Origin of the sequence: uncultured Maribacter sp., from assembly GCF_963977385.1 — a bacterium.
Classification (GTDB): domain Bacteria; phylum Bacteroidota; class Bacteroidia; order Flavobacteriales; family Flavobacteriaceae; genus Maribacter.
Genome location: NZ_CAXBOU010000021.1, coordinates 62,711 through 72,387 on the forward strand (window position 1 = coordinate 62,711; position 9,677 = coordinate 72,387).

Annotated in this window: 8 protein-coding genes; 3 read left to right on the forward strand and 5 right to left on the reverse strand. The window is 37.4% G+C overall.

All coding sequences use genetic code 11. The features are described 5' to 3' along the window. Nucleotides 1–12: 12 nt before the first annotated feature. The 5 genes from AAC084_RS18605 to AAC084_RS18625 are packed head-to-tail and all read right to left on the reverse strand — an operon-like array spanning nucleotide 13 to nucleotide 5,173. Nucleotides 13–1,476, reverse strand: a complete 1,464-nt coding sequence (locus tag AAC084_RS18605; RefSeq protein ID WP_339841776.1) for a UDP-N-acetylmuramoyl-L-alanyl-D-glutamate--2,6-diaminopimelate ligase — start codon at nucleotides 1,474–1,476, stop codon at nucleotides 13–15. Beyond that, nucleotides 1,473–3,479, reverse strand: coding sequence for a penicillin-binding protein (locus AAC084_RS18610; protein WP_339841778.1), 2,007 nt, complete (start codon nucleotides 3,477–3,479; stop codon nucleotides 1,473–1,475). Before AAC084_RS18610 ends, AAC084_RS18605 begins: the two co-directional genes overlap by 4 nt. Further along, nucleotides 3,480–3,806 (reverse strand): FtsL-like putative cell division protein, encoded by a 327-nt coding sequence (locus AAC084_RS18615; protein ID WP_339841787.1) that lies wholly within the window; start codon nucleotides 3,804–3,806, stop codon nucleotides 3,480–3,482. A 1-nt stretch (nucleotide 3,807) separates the two neighbouring features. Further along, nucleotides 3,808–4,710 (reverse strand): 16S rRNA (cytosine(1402)-N(4))-methyltransferase RsmH, encoded by a 903-nt coding sequence (gene rsmH / locus AAC084_RS18620; protein WP_339841779.1) that lies wholly within the window; start codon nucleotides 4,708–4,710, stop codon nucleotides 3,808–3,810. Further along, nucleotides 4,700–5,173, reverse strand: a complete 474-nt coding sequence (locus AAC084_RS18625; RefSeq protein WP_339841780.1) for a division/cell wall cluster transcriptional repressor MraZ — start codon at nucleotides 5,171–5,173, stop codon at nucleotides 4,700–4,702. The genes rsmH and AAC084_RS18625 overlap by 11 nt, the downstream gene beginning before the upstream one ends. A gap of 262 nt (nucleotides 5,174–5,435) precedes the next feature. Here AAC084_RS18625 and AAC084_RS18630 point away from each other — a divergent pair, with 262 nt between their 5' ends. The 3 genes from AAC084_RS18630 to AAC084_RS18640 all read left to right on the forward strand — a co-directional run bounded on the left by AAC084_RS18630 (nucleotide 5,436) and on the right by AAC084_RS18640 (nucleotide 8,748). Then, nucleotides 5,436–6,200, forward strand: coding sequence for an alpha/beta hydrolase (locus AAC084_RS18630; protein WP_339841782.1), 765 nt, complete (start codon nucleotides 5,436–5,438; stop codon nucleotides 6,198–6,200). 12 nt (nucleotides 6,201–6,212) lie between these two features. Then, a complete protein-coding gene (yihA, locus tag AAC084_RS18635) occupies nucleotides 6,213–6,830 on the forward strand; it encodes a ribosome biogenesis GTP-binding protein YihA/YsxC (RefSeq protein WP_339841783.1) in 618 nt (205 codons plus the stop codon). 1,120 nt (nucleotides 6,831–7,950) lie between these two features. Continuing rightward, entirely contained in the window at nucleotides 7,951–8,748 is a 798-nt protein-coding gene (locus tag AAC084_RS18640) for a helix-hairpin-helix domain-containing protein (RefSeq protein WP_339841784.1), read from the forward strand. Nucleotides 8,749–9,677: the final 929 nt, after the last annotated feature.

The window sequence follows — 9,677 nt, forward strand, 5'->3', positions numbered from 1 at the left end:
CTCAAGCCAATGTTACTTATCTAAGCTGTTTAAAAGCTCTTTTACAATTTTAAAATCGTCGAAATCTATTCGTACTCCGTTGGTTTCTTGGTAGGTCTCATGACCTTTACCTGCCACCAAAATAATATCATTATCGTTTGCTAATTGGCATGCCGTTTTAATGGCTTGCTCTCTATTCTCAATCGATAAAATCTTTTTTACGTGTTGCGGTTCAACTCCTGCTTCCATTTCTGCAATAATCTCAGAAGGGGATTCTGTTCTAGGATTATCAGAAGTGAAAATAACTTTGTTGCTCATTTCTGATGCGATATTACCCATTACCGGACGCTTAGATCTGTCTCTATCGCCACCACACCCCACAACGGTGATGACGTTTTCATTTCCAGTTCTCAACGTGTTGATTGTCTCAAGCACATTTTTTAGAGCGTCCGGCGTATGGGCATAATCAACTATAGCCGTAATTTTATTTTTTGATATATAATATTGAAACCTTCCATCTACATTATCCAGTTCACTCAACAAGCGAAGCGTTTCTATTTTTTCTAGCCCTAATAGATCTGCGGTGGCGTAAATAGCCAACATATTATAGGCATTGAATTGACCTATTAATTTAATCCACAGTTCATTATCATTGATTTTCAACAACTGACCATCGAACTGATTTTCTAAAACCTGCGCACGATAATCCGCATAATTTTTTAACGCGTAGGTATATTTTCTAGCCTTGGTATTTTGCAACATGACCAAGCCGTTCTTATCATCAATGTTTGTAAGGGCAAATGCCTTCTTCGGCAACTGATCAAACAATATCTTTTTTGTATCGCGATATTCAGCAAAGGTTTTATGGTAGTCTAAATGGTCATGAGACAGATTCGTAAAAATCGCTCCCTCAAATACCAAACCTTCCGTTCTTTTTTGATGTATACCGTGCGAACTCACTTCCATAAAGCAAAACTCAACACCGGCATCGTTCATTAATTGCAAATGCTTGTTGATAACCAATGCATCGGGAGTGGTATGTTTTGTTGGATACTCAGTGTCATCTACCATTATTTTAATCGTAGATAATAAGCCAACTTTATATCCTGCTTTTTTAAACAACTGATATAACAAACTCGATACGGTCGTTTTACCATTGGTACCCGTAACACCAACTAATTTTAAATTTTTAGAAGGTGTATCGTAATAATTAGAAGCCATTAAAGCCAAAGCCTGATTGCCATTTTCTACCTGAACATAGGTAACATCGTCTACCATGTTTGCAGGCAATTGCTCGCAAATAATAGCTCGCGCACCAGCTGACACAACTACATCGATATATTTATGGCCATCGGTCAACGTGCCTTTTATAGCAACAAAAGCATCACCCTTTTGCACTTCTCTAGAATCGAAACGAACTGAAGCAACATCACAAGAGGTCGTACCGCTAACTGCGGTAAGATGTACTCCATATAATATGTCTTTCAATAATTTCATATTAATTCTAATACTATTTTCTTTACTGTTTTTATATCGGTTCCTTTCGAGATGGACTGACGTTTTACCGTTCCATTTCCTTTCACCTCTACTTCTATACCTAAATTCTCTAAAATCGAAATAGCATCCATACCACTCATACCTTTTACATTAGGTACTTCCGCATATTTCTGCTGGGCATTCTTGTAATAATTTTGGTAAGAAGCATCAGCACTAGCAATCAATACATGTTTTACATCGACCTCACTTGTTAATGGCGATGTAGCGTAAACTTTTTGTGCTACGGATTTAAATACCGGACCTGATACATCGGCACCATAATACCCAACACTCTTGTCTGGCTTATGAATGACTACGATACAAGAGTATTTGGGGTTGTCTGCTGGAAAATAGCCTGCAAACGAAGAAATATATTCGTATTTATTTCTATCCTTAGACACATAATTGGTTTGTGTAGTGCCTGTTTTACCCGCCATAGAAAAGTTTTTCGAATACATGCCGTGACCTGTACCCGTTTTCTTCTCAACTACATCCTTTAAAATCTTTTGTACTTTTTTAACCGTTTCTTGTGAACAGATTGCCGGATACAATACTTTCTTTTCGAACTTTTCAATAGTCTTGTCCCACTCCTTAACTTCTTTTAAAAGTCTTGGCTTCACCATTTCACCATCATTTGCAATGGCATTATAGAATGCCAATGTTTGTAATGGTGTCATAGAAACCTCATAACCGTAAGCCATTTGCGCCAAAGACAATCCTGACCAACCTTTATCACCAGGGTATCTTAAAACAGGTACGCCTTCGCCACGCACAGGTAATCCTAATTCTTTATGAATACCCATACTCATTAAACGATTCACATATTTCTCTGGATTGTTCTTATACCCATTGTGTATCATTTTGGCAAACGCAACATTTGACGATACTTCAAAAGCTTTGGCTACAGATATCTCACCATGCCCGCCACGCTTGGTATCTTTTACCCAGTGCTTATATATTTTCCAACTTCCTTTTTCGGTATCAATTACCGTACTGGTATCAACCACCTTATCTTCTAGGGCAGCTACCAAATTCATTAACTTAAATGTAGAACCTGGCTCATGAGATTCGCCGATTGCATAGTTCAGACGCTCGTAGTATTTACCTTCAGGGGTTTGACCTAGATTAGCAATCGCTTTTACTTCACCGGTCTTCACCTCCATTACGATTACCGTTCCGTGATCTGCCTTGTACAGCTCCAATTGCTTCAATAAAGCATGGTGCGCTATATCTTGTATATTAATATCAATGGTAGAATACACATCATAGCCATCTTTAGGCTCTATAATATTATCGTTGCCAATTGGCTTCCAGAGTCCTTTCGCGATTTTTTGCTTGGCACGTTTACCTTCTATTCCTCTTAGGTATTCACCAAAAGCACCTTCCATACCCACACGAGTACGGTAACCATTTTCATCTACACGCTCATAACCAACACTACGTTCAGCAATTTTACCTAATGGATGCTCTCTTTTTGTTTTTTGCTCAATGATCAATCCGCCCTTATACGCACCTTTATTAAAAAGCGGGAAGGATTTTACGGCCATATAATCGGAGTAATCTAGATTACGCACAATAAGCGCATATCTATTTTTATTCTCCTTGGCTTTTCTAAGAATTTGTTGGTAGTGAGAAGATGTATTACCGAATTGCTTCGCCAATGCATCTGATAAAGGCTTAATATTTTGTTTAAAATCAACATTACTTACCGTAACCGCATCAAAACGAATAGTATATTTAGAAACCGATGTTGCCAAAAGGCTACCATCATCTGAATACAGATTACCTCTATTAGGCTCAATCGTAAAAATGTGTGAAGTTCGTGTTTCTGCTAAGGCCTTATATTTTTCGCCATCAACAATTTGAATGGATACTAGCTTAAAAAGCACAGCACCAGCGAACAGCACAAGAAATGCTGCTACAATATATAGTCGTTTAAGTATACTCTTATCTGTTGCGGCCATTTATTCTTTTTCATTTAAAGATTTGACCCTAATTTTTTGTGGCGGTGTTTCTGAAGGATACAATCCTTTCTCAGAAATCTTACCTGTAATGTTAGATTCTAGTTTCAACTGCTGCACATCTGACCGCATGTCTACAAACTCGTTTCTAAGCTCTTTTACTTCCTCATTCAATAAAGCGATTTGGTGTACTTTCTGATCAGCACTGTGTGAGCTACTAATCATTACCGTTGCCAAAAACGAAATGAAAATGATGAATAGCCAATTCTTAGGGGCGTCACCGCTCACCAAAAATTTGCCTTTCAACAGGTCTAAGACCCCAGTTTTCATTTTATTTTTCGTCATTACGCTCTGCTATTCTCAATTTCGCACTACGTGCTCTGTTATTCTTTTTTATTTCTTCTCGCGACGGAATTATCAATCCGCCTACCTTTTTCAATGGCACATCTATATTGCCATAAAAATCCTTTTCAGGCTCTCCTTCAAACTGTCCGGCTCGTATAAATCGTTTTACCAACCTATCTTCTAAAGAGTGGTAACTTATAACACTCAATCGCCCTTTCGGTTTCAATAAATCTGGCACTTGCTCTAAAAACTCCTTGATCACTTCAATCTCTTGATTCACTTCTATACGAATCGCCTGATATATCTGAGCTAATATTTTATGCTGCTTATGCTCTGGTAAAAACTGCTTCAACGCCTGCTTTAAAGCATCGGTGGTTCTAATCTCCTCTACCTCTCTACTTGCGATCAATACTTTCGCCATGGCGTTGGCATTTCTGATATCGCCATAATCGAACAATACCTTACGTAAATCGTCATACGTATATTTGTTCACCACCTCATAGGCAGAAAGCGTATTACGTTTGCTCATCCGCATATCTAAATCAGCATCGAAACGAGTAGAAAACCCTCTTTCGGCCTGATCGAACTGATGCGATGAAACTCCGTAATCTGCTAAGATTCCATCTACTTTCCGAATGCCATAGAACTTTAAAAATTGAGCGATGTACCTAAAATTTTCCGCTATTAGCGTAAAACGTGGATCTCCAAGTGTATTTGCCTGCGCATCTTCATCTTGATCAAAGGCGTACAATTTGCCTTCTGCTCCTAATCTTTTTAATATCTCTTTAGAATGACCGCCACCACCAAATGTCACATCTACATAAATTCCATTCTCTTTGATGTCCAAGCCATCTACTGATTCTTTCAGCATTACGGGGTTATGATACATCTCCTGTAGTTTTTTCTCCTAACATTACGCGCTTCGCCAACTTCACCTTCTCTTCTTTCGTTGCACTGATAGATTCATCATAAGCCTTCTTGTCCCAAATCTCTAATCGCTTACCAATTGGCGCAATTACTACTTCTTTTGTAATACCTGCCAATGAAATAATATCCTTAGGGATCAATAATCTTCCGGTGGCATCTACTTCTACTTGTCGCAAGCCTGCCGTGTACATTCTTATAAATTGTAGGTTCTCTTCATCGAACCTGCTTTTTTCGTTCAATTCTGCCATCACCCTGTTCCATTCGTATGCCGGGTATAGTTCCAAACATTCGCTCAGGTAAGATTTCTTTATAAAAAAACCCTCTTTTAGTATTGGGGCAACCTGATTTCGCAAAGCGATAGGGAGCATAATACGCCCCTTAGCGTCTGCTTTACAGTTGAATGTCCCAAAGAAATAGATGTCCAAAATGGCTGGTGTTTATTTATATAACTCAAATATATAAATATTATTACCACATTTTACCACTAAAATCCACTTTGTTAATAAATTACCCCACTTTTGAACACCTTTTAACACCTAACTCCTCTTTTCAAGTAAAAATTCCCACTTGACCCCTAATTCTTGAAAAATCTTAAAACATAAAAATTGAGTGTACACCTAATCGAAAAGAGTTGTTTGCTATTCTCGGTAATTCCCTATATTTGGGCAATTATGATGAGCAGCGTGCATGGAAAATGATTTAAAAAACGACGGTAAGTTTAGTTACATTGAAAAAGGAGAGGGCAAAACCATAATTATTCTTCACGGTCTAATGGGCGGACTCAGTAATTTTGAGGGCGTAAACACCTTTTTTCCTCCAAAGGGATATAAGGTGCTGATACCAGAATTACCGCTGTACTCAATGCCAATGCTTAAGACTACGGTTAAGAACTTTGCCAAGTACCTCAAGAAATTTATCGAATATAAAGAGCTAGATGATGTTATTCTTTTGGGTAACTCATTAGGTGGCCATATCGGACTTTTATATACCAAAATGTATCCTGCAAAGGTGAAAGCTTTGGTGATTACCGGTAGTTCTGGTCTTTACGAGAGTGCCATGGGTGATGGTTACCCTAAGCGTGGTGATTATGAGTTCATTAAGAAAAAGGCACAAGATGTTTTTTATGATCCAGAAATAGCGACTAAAGAAATTGTAGACGAAGTTTTCGCTACAGTGAACGATAGAGTAAAATTGGTAAAGACTTTAGCAATTGCAAAAAGTGCGATACGTCATAATATGGCGCAAGATTTACCTAAAATGAAAACCCCTACCTGTATTATTTGGGGAAAGAACGATAGTGTAACACCGCCAGATGTAGCTGAACTTTTTGATGAGCTACTACCTAATTCTGATTTATTTTGGATTGATGAATGTGGACATGCACCTATGATGGAGCACCCAGATGAGTTCAATACCATTCTTGATAATTGGTTGCAGAAAAACAACTTTTAAAATTCCCTACGGATGAAAATAAAGTCGGCCGACTTTGTAATTAGCAACTCTGATGTTGCACGATGCCCTAATGAACCTTTACCTGAGTACGCCTTTATCGGGCGTTCTAATGTGGGTAAATCTTCATTAATAAATATGTTGACCGAGCGCAAGAGCTTGGCGAAGACCTCTGGTAGACCTGGAAAAACCCAACTCATCAACCATTTTAAAATCAATGAAAATTGGTTCTTGGTCGATTTACCTGGGTATGGGTATGCACGTGTCTCTAAACGCGATAAAAAGACCTTTCAGAAATATATTACCAATTACTTTCTACAACGCGAGCAGCTCGTCTGTTCTTTCGTGCTTGTAGACATACGCCATGAGCCACAACCTATAGACATGGAGTTTATGCAATGGATGGGCGAAAACGCAATACCGTTTGCCATTATCTTCACCAAGGCAGATAAGTTAAAACCTAAAGCCGTTGAGCGCGATGTACAAACGTATTTAGACACGCTTAAGGCCGATATGTGGGAAGAAGCTCCGCCACATTTCGTTACCAGCGCAAGTCACCGCAGTGGTCGCGACGAACTCTTAGATTACATTGACGGAATCAACGAGAAGTTTTTTGAGGCAACTAAGAAATAGTTGTTGGTTGTTCGTTGTTCGTTTTTGGTAACACTTCGTGTTTTTTAATTCTAAGTACTCCGTACTCAATACTTTATACCTATTACTAATTAGGCACTCTGTCAGTTCCATTAATTTTAGCTGTAGTATAACCAAAGCCTAAGATATATCGAGAACCTCTGGAACACGCAAGGTTCTCGATACAAATTTCTCGTACCTCGAAATCCACTCGACCTGACATATTACAATACTGATAACTGCAATAAGGTGAGTAAAAAAACGAACTGTCAGTTCTAGTGATTTTATGCTGCAGTGCAACGGAAGCCAAAATAGTATCGAGAACAGGTTTGGAGCAGGAAAGGTTCTCGATACAAATTTCTCATACCTCGAAATTCACTCGAACGGACATGCTTACAATAATTAAAAACTGCAATAAGTTGATAATAAAACGAATTGTCAGTTCGATTGATTTTAGCTGCAGTGCAACGGAAGCCTAAAATTGTATTGAGAACAGGTTTGGTACACGCAAGGTTCTAGATACAAATTTTTTCGTTCCTCGAAATCCACTCGAACGGACATACTTACAATAATTAAAAACTGCAATAAGTTGACTATAAAACGAATTGTCAGTTCGAGTGATTTTAGCTGTAGTGCAACTGAAACCTAAAATAGTATCGAGAATCTTTGGAACACGAAAGGTTCTCGATACAAATTTCTCGTAACTAGAAATTCACTCGAACGGACATACTTACAATAATTAAAAACTGCAATAAGTTGATAATAAAACGAATTGTCAGTTCGAGTGATTTTAGCTGTAGTGCAACGGAAGCCTAAAATTGTATCGAGAACAGGTTTGGAGCACGAAAGATTCTCGATACAAATTTATCGTACCTCGAAATCTACTGGAACTATCACGTGAACAACAACTGCTTTGACACGGACTTTATATTCTAAAAACATTCCATTTATACAAAATTTACGGCCTTTTACATATTCCTATAATTGTAGGTGGACTACAAATTGTAAGTTTATTCTTTATTAGCATCTAAACTGCTCCCCTCCTTAAGCTTTATCAAGCATATCCATAAGTTGTTCCCTATATAAAATAGAAAATCATTTTTAACTAATAAAATCTATTATTATGAAAAACAAGGAAGGGAATTACCAAGGCACTGCAGAACAAGACTTTAAACCTGTTTTAGATTTATTCAATAATGCGAGCACTTCTAAAGAAATTGAAGACGTTTTTAAAAAAAATAGGGATGTTTCTAACTTGACAGAATTATCTGAATCCATAATAGCACATCGAAATAAACTAGGTGGCTTTACTACCATTAATCAATTAACTGAAATTTCTGGGTTAGGCAATCAAGAGTTTTCTACTTTATTTTTTGCATTCGAAAAACCTACATTACCGGTTGAAGAAGAAATATTACAACAGGTGATGTGGATACATGGAACAAGTATACATATTGAAAAACCTGAAGTATTTTCAAATATTTCAAGAAACAAAAATGGGACCCGTATTACTGGTTTTTCAGAGTTAAAGAATGAATATCAGTCATTTGTTCATTATGCCATTCCAACGCCTACATTTTCTTCAGGAAATAAATTTTACATACGCTCTATATTTGTTCTTTGGAGAACCTCCTTTACAACCCAATCTCTTGGGACTTTTACATATGTTACTGACGTGGAAGTTTTGGATGGACATCAACTAATAAGTAGTAATCCACCGTTTCAAATAATTTATCTTGGCAACGGCTACATCATCACAAAACTAAGAATCAACTCAAGTCGTAAGATTAATTTTGGTGTTGGCGTGTCTTTTAACCAAGTAATAGATGCCGGTGATCCTGCCAACCTTGGTTGGGTTGATTATGTTTCTTTAGGGGTAGAATTTGTAACAAGAAGTAACTCTGGCGTTTTGTCATTTTAAAAGAATAGACAATCGTCTGAAAGAATAATTTTAGCTGTAGTATAACCGAAGCCTAAGATGTATCGAGAACCTCTGGAACACGCAAGGTTCTCGATACTAATTTTTTCGTACCTCAAAAACTCACTCGAACTGACATACTTACAATAATTAAAAACTGCAATAAGGTAAGTAAAAAAACGAACTGTCAGTTCGAGTGATTTTAGCTGTAGTATAACCGAAGCCTAAGATGTATCGAGAACCTCTGGAACACGAAAGGTTCTCGATACAAATTTCTCGTACCTCGAAATTCACTCGAACTGACATACTGCAAAACTAAAAAACTGCAATAAGTTGATTACAAAACGAACTGTCAGTTCGAGTGATTTTAGCTGTAGTGCAACGGAAACCTAAAATAGTATCGAGAATCTTTGGAACACGAAAGGTTCTCGATACAAATTTCTCGTAACTAGAAATTCACTCGAACGGACATACTTACAATAATTAAAAACTGCAATAAGTTGATAATAAAACGAATTGTCAGTTCGAGTGATTTTAGCTGCAGTGCAACGGAAACCTAAAATAGTATCGAGAATCTTTGGAACACGAAAGGTTCTCGATACAAATTTCTCGTACCTTGAAATCCATTCGAACTGACATACTGCAAAACTAAAAAACTGCAATAAGTTAACTATAAAACGAACTGTCAGTTCGAGTGATTTTAGCTGCAGTGCAACGGAAGCTTAAATTTGTATCGAGAACAGGTTTGGAACACAAAAGGTTCTCGATACAAATTTCTCGTACCTCGAAATTCACTCGAACTGACACACTTACAAAAACTAAAAACTGCAATAAGTTTACTATAAAACAAATTGTCAGTTCGAGTGATTTTAGCTGTAGTGCAACGGAAACCTAAAATAGTATCGAGAATCTTTGGAACACGAAAGGTTCTC

Bases quoted from the DNA above. Each gene is read 5' to 3' on its own strand.
- AAC084_RS18630 (WP_339841782.1), top strand. From the start codon at position 5,436: ATGGAAAATGATTTAAAAAACGACGGTAAGTTTAGTTACATTGAAAAA.
- AAC084_RS18610 (WP_339841778.1), bottom strand. From the start codon at position 3,479: ATGGCCGCAACAGATAAGAGTATACTTAAACGACTATATATTGTAGCA.
- AAC084_RS18640 (WP_339841784.1), top strand. From the start codon at position 7,951: ATGAAAAACAAGGAAGGGAATTACCAAGGCACTGCAGAACAAGACTTT.
- AAC084_RS18615 (WP_339841787.1), bottom strand. From the start codon at position 3,806: ATGAAAACTGGGGTCTTAGACCTGTTGAAAGGCAAATTTTTGGTGAGC.
- AAC084_RS18605 (WP_339841776.1), bottom strand. From the start codon at position 1,476: ATGAAATTATTGAAAGACATATTATATGGAGTACATCTTACCGCAGTT.
- rsmH (WP_339841779.1), bottom strand. From the start codon at position 4,710: ATGTATCATAACCCCGTAATGCTGAAAGAATCAGTAGATGGCTTGGAC.
- yihA (WP_339841783.1), top strand. From the start codon at position 6,213: ATGAAAATAAAGTCGGCCGACTTTGTAATTAGCAACTCTGATGTTGCA.